This is a genomic window from Brevibacterium sp. CT2-23B, assembly GCF_013168765.1.
Taxonomy (GTDB): domain Bacteria; phylum Actinomycetota; class Actinomycetes; order Actinomycetales; family Brevibacteriaceae; genus Brevibacterium; species Brevibacterium sediminis.
The window spans coordinates 1-21,245 of record NZ_JABBYK010000004.1; the positions used below are offsets into that span (position 1 = coordinate 1).

The 21,245-nt window shown below is 62.8% G+C and carries 19 protein-coding genes; 11 read left to right on the forward strand and 8 right to left on the reverse strand.

Annotation, left to right across the window (positions count from 1 at the left end; translation table 11 throughout):
• Positions 1 to 218 precede the first annotated feature (218 nt).
• From HIM68_RS11120 to HIM68_RS11130, 3 genes are all read left to right on the forward strand, one after another.
• Entirely contained in the window at positions 219 to 875 is a 657-nt protein-coding gene (locus HIM68_RS11120; protein WP_172172184.1) for a sigma-70 family RNA polymerase sigma factor, read from the forward strand.
• Positions 872 to 1,678, forward strand: coding sequence for an anti-sigma factor (locus tag HIM68_RS11125; protein ID WP_172172186.1), 807 nt, complete (start codon positions 872 to 874; stop codon positions 1,676 to 1,678). Before HIM68_RS11120 ends, HIM68_RS11125 begins: the two co-directional genes overlap by 4 nt.
• A gap of 191 nt (positions 1,679 to 1,869) precedes the next feature.
• Entirely contained in the window at positions 1,870 to 4,026 is a 2,157-nt protein-coding gene (locus HIM68_RS11130) for an efflux RND transporter permease subunit (protein ID WP_367647513.1), read from the forward strand.
• 73 nt (positions 4,027 to 4,099) lie between these two features.
• On the opposite strand, the gene HIM68_RS19015 is transcribed toward HIM68_RS11130, so the two are convergent.
• Together HIM68_RS19015 and HIM68_RS11140 are read right to left on the reverse strand one after the other, a co-directional pair.
• On the reverse strand, positions 4,100 to 4,681 hold the full coding sequence (locus HIM68_RS19015) for a MarR family winged helix-turn-helix transcriptional regulator (protein WP_259358489.1): 582 nt from the start codon (positions 4,679 to 4,681) through the stop codon (positions 4,100 to 4,102).
• 196 nt (positions 4,682 to 4,877) lie between these two features.
• Positions 4,878 to 5,204, reverse strand: coding sequence for a zinc-binding dehydrogenase (locus HIM68_RS11140; RefSeq protein ID WP_216657114.1), 327 nt, complete (start codon positions 5,202 to 5,204; stop codon positions 4,878 to 4,880).
• Positions 5,205 to 5,701: 497 nt separating this feature from the next.
• Between HIM68_RS11140 and HIM68_RS11145 the strand changes: the two genes are divergently transcribed.
• The gene (locus tag HIM68_RS11145) at positions 5,702 to 5,845 is read left to right on the forward strand and encodes a GPGG-motif small membrane protein (RefSeq protein WP_172172188.1); all 144 of its coding nucleotides are present in this window, start codon (positions 5,702 to 5,704) and stop codon (positions 5,843 to 5,845) included.
• A gap of 137 nt (positions 5,846 to 5,982) precedes the next feature.
• On the opposite strand, the gene HIM68_RS11150 is transcribed toward HIM68_RS11145, so the two are convergent.
• The 5 genes from HIM68_RS11150 to HIM68_RS11170 form a co-directional block, all read right to left on the reverse strand.
• Positions 5,983 to 6,693, reverse strand: coding sequence for a glycosyltransferase family 2 protein (locus tag HIM68_RS11150; protein WP_172172190.1), 711 nt, complete (start codon positions 6,691 to 6,693; stop codon positions 5,983 to 5,985).
• On the reverse strand, positions 6,690 to 8,099 hold the full coding sequence (locus HIM68_RS11155; RefSeq protein ID WP_172172192.1) for a PIG-L family deacetylase: 1,410 nt from the start codon (positions 8,097 to 8,099) through the stop codon (positions 6,690 to 6,692). The genes HIM68_RS11150 and HIM68_RS11155 overlap by 4 nt, the downstream gene beginning before the upstream one ends.
• Positions 8,089 to 9,006: a hypothetical protein gene (locus HIM68_RS11160; RefSeq protein WP_172172194.1), complete on the reverse strand. Its 918-nt coding sequence runs from the start codon at positions 9,004 to 9,006 to the stop codon at positions 8,089 to 8,091. The genes HIM68_RS11155 and HIM68_RS11160 overlap by 11 nt, the downstream gene beginning before the upstream one ends.
• Positions 9,007 to 9,186: 180 nt before the next feature.
• A complete protein-coding gene (locus HIM68_RS11165) occupies positions 9,187 to 10,275 on the reverse strand; it encodes a hypothetical protein (RefSeq protein WP_172172196.1) in 1,089 nt (362 codons plus the stop codon).
• 40 nt (positions 10,276 to 10,315) lie between these two features.
• Entirely contained in the window at positions 10,316 to 10,978 is a 663-nt protein-coding gene (locus HIM68_RS11170) for a TetR/AcrR family transcriptional regulator (protein WP_172172198.1), read from the reverse strand.
• A 241-nt stretch (positions 10,979 to 11,219) separates the two neighbouring features.
• Here HIM68_RS11170 and HIM68_RS11175 point away from each other — a divergent pair, with 241 nt between their 5' ends.
• The 3 genes from HIM68_RS11175 (at position 11,220) to HIM68_RS11185 (ending at position 13,369) form a co-directional block, all read left to right on the forward strand.
• Positions 11,220 to 11,531, forward strand: a complete 312-nt coding sequence (locus HIM68_RS11175; RefSeq protein WP_172172200.1) for a general stress protein — start codon at positions 11,220 to 11,222, stop codon at positions 11,529 to 11,531.
• Between the two features lie 95 nt (positions 11,532 to 11,626).
• On the forward strand, positions 11,627 to 11,824 hold the full coding sequence (locus tag HIM68_RS11180; protein WP_172172202.1) for a CsbD family protein: 198 nt from the start codon (positions 11,627 to 11,629) through the stop codon (positions 11,822 to 11,824).
• A gap of 108 nt (positions 11,825 to 11,932) precedes the next feature.
• Positions 11,933 to 13,369, forward strand: a complete 1,437-nt coding sequence (locus tag HIM68_RS11185) for a trehalose-6-phosphate synthase (RefSeq protein ID WP_172172204.1) — start codon at positions 11,933 to 11,935, stop codon at positions 13,367 to 13,369.
• Positions 13,370 to 13,395: 26 nt separating this feature from the next.
• Here HIM68_RS11185 and HIM68_RS11190 read toward each other — a convergent pair whose 3' ends face one another.
• Entirely contained in the window at positions 13,396 to 15,006 is a 1,611-nt protein-coding gene (locus HIM68_RS11190) for a hypothetical protein (RefSeq protein ID WP_367647514.1), read from the reverse strand.
• A 263-nt stretch (positions 15,007 to 15,269) separates the two neighbouring features.
• Between HIM68_RS11190 and HIM68_RS11195 the strand changes: the two genes are divergently transcribed.
• From HIM68_RS11195 to HIM68_RS11210, 4 genes are all read left to right on the forward strand, one after another.
• Positions 15,270 to 16,460 (forward strand): YbfB/YjiJ family MFS transporter, encoded by a 1,191-nt coding sequence (locus HIM68_RS11195; RefSeq protein WP_172172206.1) that lies wholly within the window; start codon positions 15,270 to 15,272, stop codon positions 16,458 to 16,460.
• A 123-nt stretch (positions 16,461 to 16,583) separates the two neighbouring features.
• Entirely contained in the window at positions 16,584 to 18,572 is a 1,989-nt protein-coding gene (locus HIM68_RS11200; RefSeq protein ID WP_172172208.1) for an FAD-dependent oxidoreductase, read from the forward strand.
• A complete protein-coding gene (locus HIM68_RS11205) occupies positions 18,572 to 19,261 on the forward strand; it encodes a TetR/AcrR family transcriptional regulator (protein WP_172172210.1) in 690 nt (229 codons plus the stop codon). The genes HIM68_RS11200 and HIM68_RS11205 overlap by 1 nt, the downstream gene beginning before the upstream one ends.
• A gap of 180 nt (positions 19,262 to 19,441) precedes the next feature.
• Positions 19,442 to 21,181, forward strand: a complete 1,740-nt coding sequence (locus tag HIM68_RS11210) for a sodium:solute symporter (protein WP_172172212.1) — start codon at positions 19,442 to 19,444, stop codon at positions 21,179 to 21,181.
• Positions 21,182 to 21,245 lie beyond the last annotated feature (64 nt).

The following is a 21,245-nucleotide window of genomic DNA, read 5'->3' on the forward strand; positions in this document are numbered from 1 at the left end:
CGATGCCGGACTGGTCTGCGGCGGAGTCAAGACCGCCAACGCCACGGTCTACATGGTCGACGCCGTGATGATGCCGAAGGACTGACATTCCATACTCCTCGCAGTACCGGCCAGGGATCGATCCTTCATATCGCAATCGGCCCCTGGCCACCCCTCCTTCCTCTCCTCACCACCGGAGAACGTGCCAGGCACTGTTCGGGGGATGAGAAGATTGGTGCATGAGTTCAGACGATCCGACGACGTTTCGACACAGTCCCCCGGGGTCTGCGCCACAACCTCGGCAACCGGCCCCCACCTCGACGGACACCACGTCTGGAGACTACGGTTCGGCCGATCCCAGCGGTCAGCTGCTGCTGAGGATCAGCGAGGGTGACGCGGCGGCGTTCGAGGAACTCTTCACGAACCAGTCCAGGATCCTCATGGCCGTGATCGTCCGGATCGTCAAGAGCCAGTCACTGGCCGAGGAGGTCCTGCAGGAATGCTTCACCGAGGTGTGGACGCGGTGCTCGGGCTTCAATCCCGCGAAGGGAACGGGCCGGGCATGGTTGATCACCCTGTGTCGCAGACGGGCCATCGACTGCGTGCGCAGCGTCCAGTCCCAGCAGGACCGGGACCTCGCCGATGGGCTGCGGTCCACTGCCGAGGCGGGTGATGAGGTGGCGCAGACCGTGATCGACCGGGCGGAATCGGACCGGACAGTCTCGGCGCTGAGGGGACTGCCGGAGGATCAGAGCAGACCGATCGTCATGGCGTTCTATCAGGGTCTGACCCACGCTCAGATCTCGGAGAGCCTCAATGTGCCGCTGGGCACCATCAAGTCACGGATCAGAGACGGAATGAAGAAGCTGCGAAAGGAATTGGAGGCGAGTCGATGAGCACCGATCGTGACTATCTGGCCGCCGGCCTGGCGCTCGGCGGACTCAGCGACTCCGAGTTCGCCGAGGCTCAGACGCTGGCCGACTCCGATGCCGACTTCCGTTCCGAGGTCGCCGCTTATGCCGACATCATGGCCGAAGCAGCCGAGTCCGACGAGCCGGTCGAGGTCAGCTCGGCGACTCGAGAGGCGATTCTCGCCATCCCCCAAACGCATGCGCAGCAGAGGTCGACGAACGAGCCGCTGAGCCCGGCGACTCAAGCGCAGGCGAACTCGACCGCAGCGCACCCGGTCTCCCTCGCGTCTCCGACTTCGCTGGCCGACCACCGCGAGTCACGTCGTCGCTCATGGCTGCCTTATGCGGCCGCCGCGGCCGCGCTCATCGTCGCGGCTGGATCCGGGGTGACCGTCTGGCAGCAGACGCAGCGTCAGAACCAGCTCGAGGACGATCTCACCGCCGCACAGCAGCAGCTCGACGATTCCACACGGCTGATGCAAGCCGACGATCTGCGCACGAGCACGGACGAGCTTCCCGAGGGAGGAACGGTCACCGTGTCATCCTCGGAGTCAGAACAGCTCATCCGGATCAGCCCCGACGGTGTCGGCCGGGTTCCAGAGGGGAAAGCACTGCAGATGTGGGTGATCGGCGACGAGGGGCCCGAGAGCGCCGGACTGATGACCGGAGAATCGACGACGATCGCCGGCCACGCTTTCACCGACGCCAGCGTCTTCGGCATCACCATCGAGCCGGAGGGCGGATCCGATCAACCCACTACGGACCCGGTCGTGGCGATCGACCTGTAAGACCCGGCTCAGGGACGGCGCGTTGCAGACGGGTCGCCACCAGTCTTGTCGCGCTGCTTCCCGAGCACATCAGCCTCTTGAAGTGGATGAGGCCACCGAAGCTGCGATATGCGCCGTCGGGTGGATAGTTGGCTGGACTGTTCGCTTGACGCGTACTGGCACTTTACTTCACTAGGTGAAATACTATCCGAGTGAATGAAAACAACGCCTGTCCACGCGCCAGTCGCCGCGTCATCCGCACCCTCGTTCCGGCCCTCCTCATCCTCGGCTGGTTCGCGGTGTTCGGCTTCGGGGGAACGAGTTTCGGATCGATCGACGACGTCGCCACGGATGAACGATCCTCGTTTTTGCCTGCGAGCGCCGAGTCCACGCAGGTCCAGAACGAGATCGCGAAGTTCACCGGCTCGGATGCGATCCCCGCGATCGTGGTCGCCGAACGCAGCGAGGGGCTCAGCGATGCAGATCAGCAGGATCTCGAAACCTTCGCCGAGGCGGCCGCCGAAGTCACCCCCGGCGCAGAGACCTCCCCTGTCATCCCGTCCGAGGACGGCAAGGCTGCCGAACTCATCGTGTCGATCCCCTCCGACGTTGAGATCGCAGACGTGGTCGAAAAGCTCCAGAGGAACGCCGATCGCACACTTCCGGGAATGGAGGTGTGGGTGAGCGGCCCTGCCGGCTTCACGGCTGACCTGCAGGCGGCCTTCGGCGGCATCGACGGCATCCTTCTCGTCGTGGCGCTGGCAGTCGTCTTCGTCATTCTCGTCGTCGTCTACCGATCCCTTCTGCTGCCGATCCTCGTCCTCCTCAGCTCCATGACGGCTCTGTGCGCAGCCGTGCTCATCAACGTCGCCCTCGCTCGCGAAGGCATCGTGACGCTCAACGGCCAGGTGCAGGGAATCCTCTTCATCCTCGTCATCGGCGCTGCCACGGACTACTCGCTGCTCTTCATCGCTCGCTGCCGGGAGTCGCTGCGAGACAGCACCTCCGCCTCGACTGCGGCGTGGACGGCGGTACGCGGAGTCTTCGAACCGATCCTCGCTTCGGGCGGGACCGTCATCGCCGGGCTTCTGTGCCTGCTCCTGTCCGACCTCGGCTCGAACTCCGCGCTCGGTCCCGTCGCCGCCGTCGGCATCGCATGCGCGATGCTCACCACGCTCACCTTCCTGCCGGCCATGCTCGCCGTCGTCGGCCGCGCCGCATTCTGGCCGCGGAGTCCGAAGTTCGCCAGCTCTCACCCCGACCTGACCGGGCCGAACGCCAGGGGGCTGTGGCCGCAGGTGGGGCGGTTCGTCTCCGCGGCCCCACGCCGGGTCGTCACCGGGGTCGCCGTCGTCCTCCTCGCCGGCTGTGCGGGGTTGGCGTTCCTCGACGCCGACGGTGTGCCGCAGAGCGAATTCGTCCTCGGAGACAGTCAGGCTCGAGACGGGCAGCAGGTCATCGACAGGCATTTCACCGCCGGGTCAGGCAACCCCGCCTACGTGCTCGCACCCAGCGATGAACGGCAGCAGGTCGCCGAGGCGATCGCATCGACACCGGGCGTTGACAGTCTCAGCCTCGTCGCACAGGATGCCCCGTCGGGGTCCACCGCGATTGACGACCAAGGTGCTGTCGTCGCGGACGGGCGCTCTGGTCAACCACCGGCAGAGCCGACGGAGATCGACGGGAAGATCATGTTCTCACTGACCCTCTCCGCACCCGCTGACTCGCTGGAGGCCGAGGGCACCATCGAGGATCTTCGTGGGAATCTCTCATCGACCCAGGCGCTGGTCGGCGGAAGCACGGCTGTCGATCTCGATACGAACAACACCTCGTCGCGGGATCGGGCAGTGATCATTCCCATCGTGCTCGTTGTCATCACTGTCATGCTCGCTCTGCTTTTGAGGTCGCTGCTGGCGCCGCTTCTGCTGCTGGCGACCACCGTGTTGAGCTTCGGCACGGCCCTGGGTGTCGGTGCGCTCATCTTCCGCCTCATCGGCCAACCCAGATCCGACCCGTCGGTGCCGCTGTACGCGTTCGTCTTCCTAGTCGCTCTGGGAATCGACTACAACATCTTCCTGATGACCCGAGTGCGCGAAGAGGCGCTCACCCATGGGACCAGGGAAGGCACGCTGCGGGGACTGTCGGTCACCGGCGGTGTGATCACGAGCGCCGGAATCGTTCTGGCGGCCACGTTCACCGCTCTCCTCGTCATCCCGATCCAGTTCCTGCTCCAGCTTGCGATCATCGTCGCGCTCGGCGTGCTGCTCGACGCTCTGATCGTGAGGACTCTGCTCGTCCCTGCCCTCAACATCTGGATCGGCGACAGGATCTGGTGGCCGTCACAGCTGGCCGCGCCGGCCAAGCACTGAGGCTTCTGACCGCGGGCTCTGCGGCGTGGGGCCGTCGCGCATGACGGTCACGTTCACGTTGCGGAATCGAGGCTTAGGCGCCGGTGTCCTCCTGCCGGGGAGGGCGGTCCCGTCCAGAATCGGCATCGGGATCCGTGAGGTCGCGTTTCGTGTCTCGGAGGAAGCGGATGACGACCTGCCGTTCGGCCGAGCTGAGCCGGGCCGCAGCGTGGAAGCGCCTGGACTGCGCCCGCCCGACGGTGTCGACTGCCGCCGTGTAGGTGGCCGGAGTGATGCTGATCGCCTGAGCCCGACGATCGCTGGGGTGCGGCTCGCGCACGATATGGTCGCTGCGCTCCAACCGGTCGAGCAGCTTCGTCGTCGCTGAAGCGGAGATATTCAGATGCTCGGCGATGCCTCCGGGAGTGCCCACTCGCTGCTGGTGCTGACAGATGATGAGGTAGTGGAGCGCGCGCATGTCGGTGGCGTTGAGCTTCATATAATCCTGCGACTCTTCTGACATCACTCGCTCGGCTTCACGCAGGTCAGCGAAGGCCGCCATCAGCTCCCCGATCTCAGCGATCTCCGCCGATGAGAAGCCCGATCGGTCAATGAGGGTCTGGTCTGGGTCGCTCGAGACGACGTCGTAGACCGCTGACTTCTCGAAATCTGCCACCCGGCGCTCCCACCTCTGCTGTCGCACTCGGCTCCGCTGCATTCGCTTACGAGGCGGAACAGCTTCCATTCTAGTCCTCGAGCACCGTCCAACAGCCGAGGTCGAATCGGCCTCTCCCTCCCGTCCGGACCATTCGACCCCAGCACTTGAGCCAGGTGGCTGCATCGATCAGCACGACGGCGGACTGAGCGCCTGCTCAGTTGTCGCAGTCGACGATCACGCGGCCCTTGCTGCCCCCGGAGAGCAGCGATGCGAAGGCCCCTGGGATCTGGTCGAATCCGGTGTGGAGTGTATGCAGGCTCCGGACCTTCCCTGCACGCAGCCACCTGGAGACGGTGGCCTCGAAGTCGGGGCGCAGGTCTTCGTTCGCGGACACGTCGAAGCCGCGCATGGTCAACTGCCCGAAGATCATGCGCTGGTAATTCGCTGGCCCCTGACGGTCGCTCCCTTTCCCGTACTGCGAAGCGGCCCCGCAGATGACGATGCGCCCGCCGTGGCGCAGAGTCTCCAGTGCGGCTTCCAACTATTGTCCGCCCACATTGTCATAGAACAGGTCGATTCCTTCCGAAGCTGCTTCACGAAGCAGATCCAGTGCCGAGCCGTCACGGTGGTTAAAAACCGCGTCGGCTCCCAACTCGCGCAGAAGTCCGACCTTTCCCCCGTGCCCGCACTGCCGCACAACAGCCTGTCATGACTGCGTCGTGCTGTCCACACTCTCCGTCATCCGGGCGTCTGGACCGATCGGCTCTCTCACACCGCTGTGGTCCCGCCGATGCTCCTTCTGTCAGAAGGGGGAGGTATCGCTCGCGATGTTTACGATGTAATCTTCTCGGCGAGTGTTGTTTATGGTCGGCAGGCTCGGTGGATGGAGCGGCACCTGGAATCGCATCCGCCGGCAGACCAAGAAAAAGACAACTCTCCAACGTCGGCTGAGCTCAGCCTCGGCGTTGATCAGATTCCTCACCGGCTTTCGATCCGATGGTGCCGCACTCACAGTGAAACCGATAAGGAAGATAAATTATGGCTATTGTCCTGTGGATCCTCGCCGCGCTGCTCGTCATCTCAGGCGTTTTCGCAATTCTGCGCAAACAGATTCTTTGGGGCGTCGTCCTCATCGTCGTCGGCTGCCTCGTCGGCCCAGGAGGGGTGAGCATCTTCGCCTGATCCTCTCCCGCCTTCACGTGAGGTGTCATTCCCAGTAGGGAGGCCTCGCGTGAAGCCGGGAACGACGGCGACACCTTTCAGTGCACTGCGGAGGAGGACAGCCTCCGACTCCGCTTCGGCAGGAAAGCACCGTCGCTTCACGTCAGTTGACGCAAGTAGCTGCTGAAGCCGCCGCGTACGCGACCGGACATACGAGCAGACGTGAGCACTCTGCAGTCATCGGTTCTGCGAATGCGGCCGCCCTCGCGCAGCACCGCATCGACGATTGCTTCGTCCTCACCACATTTCAGCGGAGGCACGCCTCCCATGGCTTCGAGTGCGCTGACGCGCAGACCCATGTTCGCTCCGAATATGTACGGGTGGTTCTCGAGCAGTTCGTGGTTGGCATGCCAAGTTGCGATCAGTTCCGCTGTTGCTGTCTCAGGGCGTGGGGCCACAGTGCCCACCAGGCAGTCGACACCTGTCGCGGCGAGTTCAAGATGCGTGGTGATCCAATGTTCGGGCACTCTGCTGTCGGCGTCTGTGAATGCGATCCACGCCGAGCCGGAGTCTTGTTCTGTTATCAATTTCTCTGTTCGCATGAAGTGCCTCCATCCGAAGTCGCGGGCTCGACCGACGGACTGAAAAGAGGTCGCGAGGACGAAGACATCGAGATGGCGGGCGGCAAAGTCCTCGACGATGCCCTCCGTGGCATCGGTACAGGCATCCGCCACGACAAGAACTCGAAACCGACAGTCGATGCCTCTCTCGACAGCGTATGAGCGTGATCGCTGCACCGACTCGAGGCACCCGAGAATGTCGTCCTCCTCATTATGGGCCGGGATGATCACGCCCAAACGCGCGATCATGCGTGCCCCTCCGATGCGGCTGGGCGGAAGTCCTTGTCGACCGTGATGATGTCAAGACGGTAATCCCCTTCATACCGGTGTTCGACCCGATGATGAGGCCAGGCGCCCAAGCAGATGCGATGGACTTCATAAGCATCCAGCGGCCAATCGTCGATCTCGCCCCTCCAATGGCAGAGCACCAGGACGAAACGAACCGTTGTCGAGCCATCGATCTTCTCCAAGGTGTCGAGAAGCTGAGAACGACTGAGGTAGTAGCCGGTCTCCGACAGCACGACACAGTCGAAAGTGCCCTGAGGCCATTCGAAGGGGATGGTGGCGTGGACGAAGTGGATTTCCGCCAACGGGATCGACCCTCGCCGTCTGGCGATTCGCAACGCCTCCTCACTGGCATCGACTGCCGTCACCTGTGCGCCGATACCGGCGAGATCATGAGTCAAAGCGCCTACCGAGCAGCCGATCTCAAGGATATGAGCGTACGGAACCGCAGGCAGATGGGTGAGGAGATTCCTGCGTTTGGCGATCTCATATTCGGAACTCCACACCTGCCAGGGGTCGCACCGTTGGACGTGGACTTCGTCGAAGACCGCAGAAGCCGCACTGGCGTCGTGGAGCTTCGCTGAGCCGTCGCCACCGGGCACCGGAGCCGCACCGCCGCGGAAGTCCGAAAACGCGAAGGTGTCTCCCCCACGACGGAAGTGTTCGACATGAGCGGGGCTGAGGATTGCTTCGTCTCCGGGCTGATCGGATAGCGCTGACACTTGCGACGGATACCCGTCGAACACTGCCTGTCTGTCGAAGTTCGCTGGATCGGACAGAAACGACCAGCTGCGCCACGCCTCATCGGCAGGGACTGCCCAATGCCAGTACCAGATCGGGTACTCGAGCACCATCGTGCGATGCTCACGCCCCAACTGCAGGGCCGCTGCACCGATCGCCTCATGATCACCATGTCCGTCCCGACTGTAAGGTGAGACGAGCACGACGGGTCCCTGGTGCTGGTCCACTTCGACCGCGATCGCGTCGAGGATCCTCTGGCTGAATGTGCTCAGCTGCCCATCAGGCAACCCCACGAAGCGGCGAGACAGACAACCATGGTCGAACAGATCCATTGCCGCATTGAACTCGCGAAGACGAATCTCTCTGAGGTCCTCAGTCGAGTGGGTGGGAGAATCCGGATGGGATTGTTCCCCTGCGGTGAAGAGCAGAACGACGACTCGATGAGCGGACCGGCGCAGGCGGGCGAGGAGGCCAGCGGCTCCAAGGGCCTCATCGTCCGGATGTGCGGCAAGGATGATGAACGTGGCATCGGCTGGCATGGCCTCGACCAGGAGCGCGGGAAGATCCTGGACGCCGGCTTCCGTCCAGGAGGCTTCGGACGTACCGGGGTCACGATGGTCAAAAGCCATCGCGGTCGACCTTCGAGCGAAGTTCCGCGCCGAGAGCGGCTTCGTCGCGGGGACCGTGGTGCTGACTGATGTAGACGGTGAGGTCAGCGTCGGCTTTGGCAAAGCCGACATCACCTGTCAGCGCCGCCGGTCCCGCGATTTCGCGACTTAGGTGCTGGATCCGGCGGACTCCTGAGTAGACGATATTGCGCACTGTAAGGGCCAATGTCCAGGCACGTGCACGGGAATACTCGTCACTCCCGTCGGCTGCGGCCGTTGCCTGCGCGAGGGCGCTGCGAATCGAGAATATCTCAGCCTCGAGCTGACCGATCAGCATCTCACCGACTGAGGATGGGTTGGAGCGCTTGCCGTGACGTCGCACGGCGTTTCTGGCCAGCCCCACGGCTGCGCCGAACCAACATGCTGCCACTCGGATGCCTCCCCATGCGAACGCAGGTCGCTCCAGGTACCAGTTCGGCGGTCCGAGGACGGTGATGGGCGTTTTCGTGAATGCGACACTTCCGCTTGGGATCTCCTGCAGACCCACGCTCGGCCAGGCAGTCGGCTGGGCCTGCACTCCGGGATCCCTGAGATCAACGGCACAGGCGTGCGATCCCGCGTCGCTGTCGGCGATGACGATCGCGTGCGAGAGCTCGGCGGCCAAGGAACACCAGGCTTTTTCCCCATCGATCGCGGGCTGTTCGGCATCTCTAGACACGGTGAGGACGTGGGCTGGAGCTTCGGCGGCGTAGACGCCCCAGGTCGAGCCATCAGGTGCGTCGTGTCCGGCTTCGGCAAGGATTCCCAGTGCATCCACATGGGGTTCGAGCATCCGAGCGACAGCGACGTCGATGGCCGCCACCTCGGCCAGCGACTCCCACTGCAGCATGTGAGACGACGTCCCGGTCAGTCCGAGAAATCGACTCAAGGCGCGAACCCTGGCAGCAGTCTGCGCATTGCTAGTGACCAGTTTTCTCAGATCATCCTGGCAGGCGGGTTCGTCGCGCCAGGAGCCCAGAGGCGCCGAAATCATCCCTGTGATCGGTATGCGGTGCTGTGTGTTCATGTCGTATCTTTCTGAAATCGCTGGGCAGGTCCTTGTCAGCCATCAGGAGTTCTGGCTGACATCATCGGTGTCCGGGTGGTTGTCGGTATAGACTCGTTGTCGCATGCGCTGTCCGTGAGTCAATCGCTTAACATCTAGGTCAGAGTCGAAGCTTGCGCCGATACCGCCGGCGACGACGCCCATCGCTGCGCTGAGCCAGGCGATGTCGAGATAGTTGGCCAGCGTCGCTTTCTGCTGGATCTGGGACGTCATGAATTCGGGGTCGATGACGATGAGACCGCCCAGCAGAATGAGGCCGACCAGTCCCGCGTAGAGCGCGAGCACGGTGATCAGCAGGGTCAGGACGGTCGAGAGGTTGTAGTACATCACCACAGTTGCCAGGCTGTCTTTGCGCGGTTCGTCCCAGAGTTTGTGGTTGATGATCAGCCAGGTGACCATGACCAGGATGGCAGCCGCGCCGATCGAAAGCAGCCGCGCGGTGGACAGGTAGGTCGACATCTGCCAGATGGAACTGTAGAAGATGCCGAAAGCTCCTGTGGCCGATGCCGCGGCGAGGGCTCCAGAGAGCTTCGGGACCGTGCGCCACGGGTCGTTGGCCATCGTCATTCCCATCACCAGCCGTGGGCCTCCGGTGATGGTGTGGGCATGCAGCGACTGGTGCTGTGCGCCTTCGTTGTCTGACCAGTCAGACCAGCGGAGCAGAAACCGACGGGTCGTATCTTCGGGATCCCACGGCACCAGTTTGTTGATCGAGCTCATCAGCGCCTTGATGATGCGTCGTTTGGTTGACCATGCACCCAGAGTGGGACAGGACACGATTGCCAGATTGCTGTCGGAGTGCACCTCGGCGATCAGCGGATCGCCCTGAGTGTGACGCGGGATCTCGGTGAGGATCAGGACGATGTTGACGTCCGGGTAGTCGGCGCGAAGGTCTTCGACAGCGCTGAGGTCGAGTTCGCTTTCCGGTGTCAATCGGATGGTGTCAGTGAGCGTATGCAAGGTCGTCGTGACCCCATACGCGTCTTGCAGAAACGTTTCGAGGCGTTGATGGATCGCGGCCGCTCGGCGGCTGGGCAGGCCCGGGTCGGCCACGAGAAGGACCTGAAGGGCCTCTGAAGAGGTGTCGAGCATATTGATCCTTCTCAGCTCGGTGAGCTGTTCTGGGGTGTGGCTAATTGGTCGGTGAGAGGCGGATGCGTTCGATGAGCTCGTCGAGGGCATCGTCGAACTGGCGTTGGCGATGATCTTCGCTGAGCAGGTCACTCAGCGCGTTCACGGTGGGGTACTCCGTCAAGTCGGAGTCGTCATCGGTCCTCCCGTGCTCGTCTTCGTCGATGACGGCGAAACTCGTGGAATGGACTTGCAGGAGCAGATCCCCGATGAGGAAGCTGGTGAACGATTTGTACGCGCCGACAGCCCCCGCATCGGAGAATCCGAATCGCTGCAGGTTGGAGAGGAACTCCTCGACCCAGCGCAGGCTGCGCAATGGAGGGCGCAGCCACGGGGCTCGGGCTGGTTGAGTGGCGATCAGCGGAAAGATCCCGGGATGATCGTAGGCAAGATCTTTGGTCGTGTTGGCCACCCGTTGGAGATAGTCCTCCCACGACGACGGAGTCTGCTTCATCAGCTCGTTTTCGAACAGGCTGTCGATGAGAGCTTCGACCATCGCTTCGAGAAGATCTTCGCGTCCCGAGACATGCCGATACAACGCCATGGCTTCCACCCCGAGGTAGTGCCCGAGGCGTCGCATCGTCAGCGCATCGAGACCGTGGGCGTCGACGAAGGTGATCGCCGCTCGCACGATGTCGTTTCTGGTCAGGCGGTTCTGGGCCATGGGATCCTCCCTGCCCGGGTTGACGAAGGTTGAACCTGCTCACTCATCTTGCGTGTCACACAGGCGAACACATCCTTTCAATTCCCCGTCGTGATTAGCGTGTAAACACTTTTACGTGGCGCCTTCTAGGCTACATCGACTCCGCGACAACGAGAACCCCTCGGGAATTCGGTTCCGCCCCCTCGCTCAAGCGCGTGGCATCTGTTAGCGTGATTACGTCGTAAACATGAAAGGAGTCGACATGAAACCCGCAGTCAAAGAATTCCAGGACGATACCGAGCTGATGGATGAAGTGAAACGCCAGGCGGGAGCGGGCATCGCCAAGGATGACCTCTTCGTCATCTCACATGACGATGACCGCACCGACCGCGTCGCAGGCAGTGTCAACGCCAACGAACCCGACGATCTCAGCAATCTCGTAGGCACGCGGTATGACAAGAAGGGCGACGAGCTGCGCGCGATCTTCGAAGATTTCGGCTTCACGTCGGACGAATCCGACGGACTCGAAGAGAAGCTCGATCACGGCAAGATCCTGCTACTGATCAACAGCTGACGCACAGGCAGCCGAACACTTCTCACACAGGATCTCTTATCGCACTGGGTCCCGCTGGTCGCGCGAGACCTGTTATGCACATGAAAGGAAGAAACATGAACGACACTTCCCCCGAAACCGACAAGCTCAAGGGCTCCGCGAAATCTGCCGCAGGCAAAGCCAGCGGCGATAAGGGCCTTGAGGCCGAAGGCAAGACCGACAAGATCCAGGCCGAGGGCAGACAAGCTGCAGAAGAGATCAAGGACACGGCTCGCGGAGCCGCCGAATCTCTGAGAAACGGCCCGAAGCACTGACGCTGCCCGGCGGAAGGGCAAGGACCAGGTTCTTGCCCTTCCGCTGCCCCGGAAGGAGCAGAACTCACCGAGTCTCAGCGGCAGACGAGTCAGAAGAGCGAGAAGAACATGGCAGAGACCAACCCTGAACATTCGTTCATCGTCGTGGCGAACCGCTTACCCGTCGACCGGTGCGAAGACACCTGGCAGACCGCACCCGGAGGCCTCGTCTCCGCACTGGCACCAATAGTCAAAGCCGAACGCGGGGCCTGGATCGGGTGGGCTGGAGCCTTTGTCGAAGCGGTCGCGCCATTCGAATTCGACCAGATGTCACTCGTTCCTGTCCCTTTGAGTCACGCAGAGCACCGGGACTACTACGAGGGGTTCTCCAATGGCGTGCTGTGGCCGCTCTACCACGACCTCATCGTCACTCCTCAGTACCATCGCACTTGGTGGCGCGCATACCGAGCGATCAATTTCCGGTTCGCTCAGGCGGTCGTCCGAACAGCCGCCTTCGGAGCCACCATCTGGGTCCACGACTATCATCTGCAACTGGTTCCGCACATGATCAGGCTGCTCCGCCCCGACGTGCGGATCGGCTTCTTCAACCACATTGCCTTTCCCCCCGTCGAGCTGTTCGGACAGCTGCCCTGGCGCAGAGAAGTCGTCGAAGGTCTGCTCGGAGCCGACGTCATCGGCTTCCAGCGCAGCTCGGACGCGGAGAACTTCAGGGCGGCGGTGCGGAAATTTGCCGCTGATGCCGATGCCCCGTCTCCCCTGATCGAGGCTTTTCCCATCTCGGTCGATACCGAGGCGATCCGTCAGGCCGCGGACTCGGAGTCGGTCGCTCGAACGGCGACCCAGATTCGCCGTGATCTCGGCGATCCGGACATCCTGATGCTGGGCATCGATCGTCTCGACTACACCAAAGGCATCCCCCACCGCCTCCGGGCGTTCGATGAACTCCTCGCCGACGACCTGCTCTCACCGAAGACCACGAACTTCCTGCAGGTGGCCGTGCCCTCTCGCGAAGGCATCGCAGCCTATCAGGACCTCCGCGACGAGGTGGAGCGACTGGTGGGACGGATCAACGGTCGTTTCGCGACGCCGGGTCGAGGCATCGTCCAATACTCACACCATTCATATTCGTTCGAGGACACTGTGGCCCTGTACCTCGCCGCCGATGTCCTCGTGGTGTCGTCCCTCCGCGATGGGATGAATCTCGTTGCCAAGGAATTCGTCACCGCCCGCAGAAATAGGGCCGGAGCGCTCGTGCTCTCAGAGTTCGCCGGCGCAGTCGACGAACTCGAGCAAGCCATCGTCGTCAACCCGCACGATATATCAGAGCTGAAGAACGGAATGCACCAGGCTGCGTGCCTCGATGACACCCAGGCGCGGGAGCGAATCGCAGCGATGACGGCAACGGTCGAAGACCACGATGTGCACCGTTGGGCACACAGATTCCTCGCAACTCTGCGAGCAGCTTCGCCGCTTGATCTCGCGATGGGAAAGACTGCGACTGACCATCACGACCGGACTCCACAGAAAATGACGTCATGTGAGTGACGAATCGGCTCGCCCGTCAGCCTCCTCTAACTGATCACCTCAGACATCACAAAGACCGTCACCGAACTCCCGGCCAGGTCGATCCGCAGCTTCCCGTCGTCGCCCATGCCGCCGGCGTCAGCCGACACCCCGGACCCATCCAGCGAACTCGACGCCGACGCCGACTCACTGGAAGAAGGCCCAGAAGCACTCTCACCACTGAACGGCACATCAGCCGGCAGCGGATTCGCCGGCACAACCTGAGTCGCACTCTTCACACCGTTCGACGCCCCATACACCTGAGAAGCCGACGTCACACTGAACCCCGACGGCATCGCCAGCGTCACCGGATTCCCACCCACCGAAGCCGCGTCGTTCGCGTTGATCACAGTCGTGACCAAGGTGCGCCCGTCGTTCTTCACCACCGTGTAGGCGCTCATATTCCCACCGCCGGAAACTGAAGTCCGCGTGAAATGACCACCAACACTCGGCACCAACAACCGCAGCCCCAACATGTTCGGCCTCGCCTGAAACTCCTTCGACCGGTCCCCGTGATCGGCCGGATCGCAGATGAGCGACATCGGCGCTCCCCCATTGCACGCCCCGAGCATCGAATGCATGGCCATCCGCTCGACACCGAGCGTGGCCGCATACATCGTGTAATCGGCCGCCCACAGCGCCGACGCGTTCGTCAGTGACGTGTCGTTCGTGCCCGGGCAACTCGTTGGCCCCGTCTCTTCGAGCCACAACGGCAGGCCCGCCGCATCAGCCTTCGATTTCCCGATGCCGAGGTTCTTCTTCGCCGCCTTCTTCGCCAAGGGATCGATGAGGTTCGCCGCTTGCGGCCCCCGCCCCGGAACCTGAGACGAATCGCATTCGTAGAGCTGATACCAGTGTTGCGAATTCGCCTTCTTATGTTTGACCCCGGCGCCGTCGAAAGCCTCCATCCACGCCCCGTCGTAGACATCGGGACCGATGATCGGCGCATCCGGCCGTTTCGCATGGATGGCTTTGCCATACGCCTCAAGCTGCTCCACGTATTTGTCCTTGTTCCATCCCTTGCCTCGCACGGCACCGCTGGGCACATCCTTGACGGTGTACCCGTTCGGTTCGTTGCCGATCGCCAGACCGACAAGAGAATCGTCGAGGATGTCGACCGCATGCGCGGCCATGTCCGCTCCGCGTTTCGGATCGTAGGTCCCCAGAGGAATGCCGATGGTGACCGACGAACCGGTGACGTCGACGAGCTTCTTCAGCCGTTTGAGGTCATCAGGAGTGACGGTCACCTTCTCACCGTGCTTCGGCTTCTCACCCTTGGACGTCCAGAACGTCCTCCGGTCGAGAGCATTGCCGCCGAACCGCAGCGCCGGCGACCCGAGGGACTTCAACTGCTCGTCGAGGTTGGACTGCGCCGGATCGAGCCGGGGGTCGGCAAGGTCGGTGGCTTCGAACGAGATTCCGACATTGTCTGCGGTGAGGCCCGGACCCGTTTTGTCGGTGGACGCAGTCACCACCGCATCGTCTCCGGAGACCGCGCCGGCAAACGACTGTTCGAATTCAGTCGGAGTAGGGCTCGGTTCCGGGGACTGGCTCGAGGACGACGAATCGTCCGAATCGAACCACGAACACCCCGACAGAACGAGGGCGAGCGCCACCACGCCACCTTGGATACTCCTTCTGAGGTTCACTCCAATAACTCTGCCCTGTCCCCACGGAATCAACAACTTCCACAGTCCCTTTCGAGACGCCTCCCGTCCGAGTCGTCCGTCCCGTCAAGACACACCTCCCGTCCGAGACATCCACCCCACCACGTCGACGTCCGAAGTCCGAATCCCCACCCGCCGGGGCACCCGCCCCGAGGCCATGGCATCGTAGTGCTGGAGATCACGCCACCTGAGCCCACCCGAGGAGAGGAGCCGCCATGCCCGACAGCATCGCCGGGCCCTCCCTCACCCCCATCCGCGGAGCTCTGGGCCTCTCGGTGGCGATGGGCATGGGCCGGTTCTTCTACACCCCGGCCCTGCCGCTCATGGTCGCAGCCCTGCATTGGGGTTCCGCTCCCGGCGCGTGGATCGCGACGCTCAACTACGTCGGCTACTTCATCGGCACCCTCGTCATCGCCCAAGGCTGGGTCGAACCCAACCGCTACGTCTACCGCCTCAGCCTCATCGTCTCGACGCTGGGACTGGTCGCGGTCGCCGTGACCCCGAACCTCATCTGGCAGGGTGGCATCCGCACGATTGCCGGCATCGCGTCGGGGCTGATCTTCGTGTGTGTGACCCAACGGATTCCCGCGAACTCGCGCAAACCGCGCGATGGCGGCATCTCCTACGGCGGAGTCGGCTTCGGCATCCTCGTCTCCGGAGCCATCGTGCTCGCCGCCGGCAACTTCGCCGACTGGCGCCAGCTGTGGCTCATCTGCGGGGCCGTGTCTGCGATCTTCTCCATCATCGCCTGGGCCTGGCCGATCCCCGCCCGGATCCCACCGCACACCACCCCCTCTGAGGCGGCCGACCCGACCGAGACCAACACCGACGACCACGCCGAGGCAGCCACCCCCTTCGAGGCCAATCGTCGCCGAGCCATGGCCATCCTCTCCACCGGCTACTTCTTCCAAGGCGGCGGCTACATCATCATCGGCACCTACCTCGTCGTGCTCGCCGGTCCCGTCTTCGGTGCCACCGCGGCCGCCTCGACGTGGCTCATCGCCGGGATCGCGACAGCCGCCTCTCCCCTGACGTGGTCAGCCGTCGCTGCCCGCATCGGCACGGTCAAGGCACTGACTCTCTGTTATTGCCTCCAGGTCTTCGGGGCCCTGCTCGCGGTCTTCGGTTCCTCCCCGATCGTCCTCATCATCGCCGCAGCCCTCTTCGGCTTCACGTTCATCGGGGTGGTCATGATGACGATCGGTGTCGGCACACAGATGGGCGTCGCGAACGCCTCGGCGAAGCTGACCTCTTGGTACAGCATCGGTCAGATCGTCGGACCGGCCATCGTCGCAGCAGCCATGAGCGAGCACATCGCCGCAGCGTTCATCGCCTCGGCGATCGCTCTGGCCATCGCCATGGCCCTGACCTTGGCCGGTGTCCTCACCGGAAACGTCGACCGCTGACCGTCTGACTCGCCGCGCCGCCTGCGGCCCGAAGAATCTTTCACGATCGCTCTTGCCAAAGCGGTCGCTCAATAATAATATTTCGGTAATATTAATCCTGCTCAATGACGAGGAGTCTGACACGTGTCATCGCTGTTCCCGAAACTCTTCAGCCCCATCGATCTGGGCCCGCTTCGTCTGCGCAATCGGATCGTCTCCTCCGGACACGACACGATGCTCGCCGACGACGGCACGATCGGCGCCGATCTCATCGCTTACCACGAGCGCAGGGCCGCCGGCGGCGCCGGGCTGATCGTCCTGCAGGTCTCGGGAGTCCACCCGACCGCCCGTTACACCAGCCACGTCCTCATGGCAACAAACCCCGATGCCGCCGACGGGTACAGCGCCATTGCCGATGCCGTTCACAAGCACGGCTGCGGAATCGTCGCCCAACTGTTCCACCCCGGCCGCGAAGTCATGGACGGAGAGCAGGGCATGGCGCCGCAAGCAGTCGCACCCAGCGATCGCCCGCAGGAACGCTTCCACGTGGTCCCCCAGGAGTTGTCCACGGACGTCATCGACGAGATCGTCGAAGGCTACGGTCAATCGGCCGAACTCGTCTGCCAAGCCGGGGTCGACGGGGTCGAGGTCGTCGCCAGCCACGGCTATCTGCCGATCCAGTTCATCAATCCCGCCGTCAACAGCCGAACCGATAAATACGGCGGATCCCCGGAGAACCGACTGCGATTCCTCCTCGACGCCATCGCCAGCGCACGACGCGGCGCCGGCGAGAACAAGGTGGTCGGCCTCCGCATCTCCGGGGACGAGCTCACCAGCAACGGGCTCGTCGATTCCGAAGTTCTCGAAATCATCAAAGCCACCGAAAACCAGGGCATGGTCGACTACATCTCTGTCACAGGTGGAGATTCCTCCACTCTGCAGGGAGCCCAGCACATCGTTCCGTCCATGCAGTACGAGCCGGCCTACCTCGGCCAATTATCGGAGCAGATCAAGAAGTTCACCGACCGCCCTGTCATGGTGGCCGGTCGAATCAATCAGCCCCACGAAGCCGAGAAGGCCATCGTCGACGGTCAGACGGACCTGTGCATCATGACGCGGGCGATGATCTGTGACCCGGAGATCGCCGGCAAAGCCGAACGGGACGCCGTTGAGGAGATCCGGGCCTGCATCGGCTGCAATCAGGCCTGCATCGGACATTTCCAACAGGGAGTCGGCATCAGCTGCATCCAATACCCCGAATCTGGCAGAGAGCTGACCTTCCTCCCCCGGCCGAAGGTCCGAGAAGCCTCACGACTCCTGGTCGTCGGCGGCGGACCGGCCGGTATGAAAGCCGCGGCAGTCGCTGCCGAGGCCGGTGCGCAGGTCACACTGCTGGAGCGCGAGAAGGCGCTCGGCGGGCAGGTTCTGCTCGCCGAGAAGCTGCCGCACCGGTCCGAATTCGGAGGTGCGGCGACCAACCTGACTGCGGAAGCGCAACGGGCCGGAGTCGACATCCGCACCGGCACGGAATTCTCGGCGAGCCACCTCGGCGAGCTTCGCCCCGATCACGTGATCTTCGCGACCGGATCGACGGACCGTGATCCGGACTTCGAGATCGTCGACTCTCCTCTGGTGCTCACGTCTCGGCAGTTCCTGACCGATGCACCCGAGCTCCCACCGGGAGGCGTCCTCATCGCTGATTGGAAGGGTGACTGGGCGGGGATGGGCCTGGCGATCATGCTGGCGCGCAAGCGGCAGGTCACGCTGGCCACGGCAGCCAACTTCGCCGGTGCCGGGATTCAGCAGTACACCAGGACGGCACTCATGCCCGAGCTCATCCGTGCGAAGGTCGATTTCGTCAACGATGCCCGCTTGGGAGGAGTCGATGAAGACACCGTCTACCTGCAGTCGACCCTGTGCGATGAGGTCATCGAGGTCGAGGGCATTGCCACGACCATCGTCAACCATGCCCCTCATGCGGTGGTGCCCGACATCGATCTGAATGGGATTCCCTCCGTTCGGATCGGCGATTGCAAGGCCCCGCGCACGGTCGAAGAGGCCGTCTACGAGGGGCTCACGGCCGCGAACGAGTTCATCCTCACAACCGGTCACCGAATCCCGGTTGGCGCCTGATGAGCACCAAGCCAGGTCGCCCGTCCCTGTCCCGCGACGAAATCGAGGATCGCAAGGGCGCTGTCATCACCGCCACCCTCAACCTGATCAGCGAACGCGGCACCAGCGGAATCCGCCTCAAAGACGTCGCGCGGGAAGCGGGAATCTCCGTTGGGACGATTCAGCACTATTTCGATTCCCGCGAAGATCTCATCATCAGTGCCTACCAGCAGCATTCGAAGAACGTCATCGCCCTGATCGAAGGGTCATTCAACGACGCAGCGGACCCGTGGACCAGCCTCGCGCAAACGATCCATGACTTCCTTCATCTCGCGGACTTCTCCACGCGAACTCGGCTGTGGATCGAGTTCGTGGCCGCGGCGACGAGAAATGATGAGCTTCGCTTCCTGCTCGACGAAGTGTTTCTCGCGTGGAAGCAAGTCATTCGGCGCATCGTCGAAGCAGGAACTGCCGACGGAAGCTTCAGCCCACAGGTGGACGCGGAAATCGCAGTCGACGCCCTCCTGGCCCAGCTCGACGGCTTTGAGATCGCGCACGCAACAGGTGCCGCCGGCACAAATGTCCAACGCATCGAAGCAGTGCTCAACCAAACAGCCCAGGTGCTCCTGGGCGCCCCGAGTTCTCCAACGTCGGAAACCGCGGACACCTCGTCCGCATCTGTGGCGCCCGTCGCCTCAACATTCGACTGATTGCTCCAAGAAAGGAACCTCTCATGTGGGGATCTATAGCAGTCTCGATCGTGTACGCCGTCGTACCGATCTGCTGTGTACTCATCGGTTTCGGTCTCATTCGCAGAGACTACGGAACCCCAGAATCCACCGACACGACCAGCCCGCAGTCTCGCTCGAACGAAGAAGGGGGCCTCTGACATGTTCGCTGTCGCCATCTTCGGAAGTTTCCTTCTCTACCTCGTCATCGGCGCGGCCGTCGGCCGCAAAGTGAAAGACAAGTCCGACTATTATGTCGCCGGCCGCGCGGCTCCCACGTTCCTGGTCGCAGGAACTCTGGTCGCGTCGTTCCTGTCCACCGTGTCATTCATGGGAGAGCTCGGGTTCTCCTACGACGGATATCCCGTCGTCATGCTGCTGCTGACGGCGTTCAATATCTCCGGCTACGTCCTCGGTGTCATGCTCTTCGGCCGGTACCTGCGGCGTTCCTCTGCGCTGACGGTGCCTGAGTACTTCGGTAAGAGATTCAACTCCCCCGGCCTCCAGGCGTTGGCCGGAGTGATGGTCGTCGTCGGCATCGGGCTCTACCTCGTCGCCGTGACTCAGGGTCTGGTTCTGGTAGTCGGCCAGCTGGTCGACCTTCCAAGCTGGGTCATTCTCGTCATCGTGTGGGCCTCGTACACGATCTTCACCTTCCTGTCAGGATCCCAGGGCGTGCTGGTCAACGACACCATCATGTTCGTCGTCTTCACAGTGGCGGCGATTCTGGGCATGGGCTGGATCATCGGCGCCTCCGGAGGCCCCGTCACCGCCATGCAGAAGATGGCCGAGTTGACCAGCAAACCGGACGGCATCGCCTGGCACGGGCTGACGGGACCGGACAACTACATCGGCACCCCGGCACAGGCGGTCATCTACGCGGTGACGTTCGGCATCGTCTGGTGCACCGTCGTCGCGGTGAGCCCGTGGCAGTCGAGCCGTTTCCTCATGGCCAAGAACGAACACGTCGCCATTCGCTCGGCGCTGTTCGCGACCGCGGCACTGGCTGTCACGTATCTCTTCCTGACCTTCGGTGGCTTCTCCATCAATCTGTTCAACGACGGAATCGACCCGAGCGAGATCGCATTCATCTGGGCCGGACAGAATGTCCTGCCGTCCCTGCTGGGTGTCATCGCCGTGACGGGAATTGTGGCCGCCGGGCTCTCGTCCGCGGCGTCGTTCCTGTCACTCATCGGGTTCTCGGCGGCCAACGACGTCATGCCCTACCTCACCGGCCGACGGGTGCGCACACCTGAATTCGCAGCAGCGACTGTAAGTTCACGGCCGTCCGCCGGCTCACCGGCTTCATCCGGGACGAACACGGGGGTCGCGACTGCCGCCGGCGGGCCGGCCGATGACACGGGCGATTCGGCAGACGACGACAAACGAGGACTGCAGATTGCCCGCTGGACGATGGTCGTGGCCGGGCTGGTCGTTCTCACCATCACTTGGGTAGCTCCTCCGGCAGTATTGACGATCGGCTACTTCGCGGCGACTCTGTTCGCTGCGTCGTGGGGACCCATCGCCTTCTGGAGTGTGCGGTCGACGAAGCTGTCTGCTCGCGCAGCTGCCGTGGGAATGATCGCGGGCTTTGTCGTGGTCGCCTTCTTCGAGTCGCTGTCCGAGTTCGCCGGCTTAGAGCTACCCGACCTGCTCAACCCTACAATCCTGGGATTTGTAGCATCGATCGGCGGCACCTTGTTGGGAAACATCGGCACGCAGCCGTCGAAGCTGGGCAATCAGTTCAGAGAGAAACTGATGGAAATACCGCTCGAGGACCGAGATCCGCAGAAGTATCGGCGAACTCGCGTGTGGGTGATCGGAACAGTCGTCGTCCTGTTCTTGTGCGGTGCCGCGATGCTGCTGCTCTACGCGATCCCCTACGCATCCACTCTCAGCTGATCGGAGGGCGAATCCGCTGCTGAGCACGGAGAACTTCGACGCCGCCGCCAGTGCTCAAACCAGC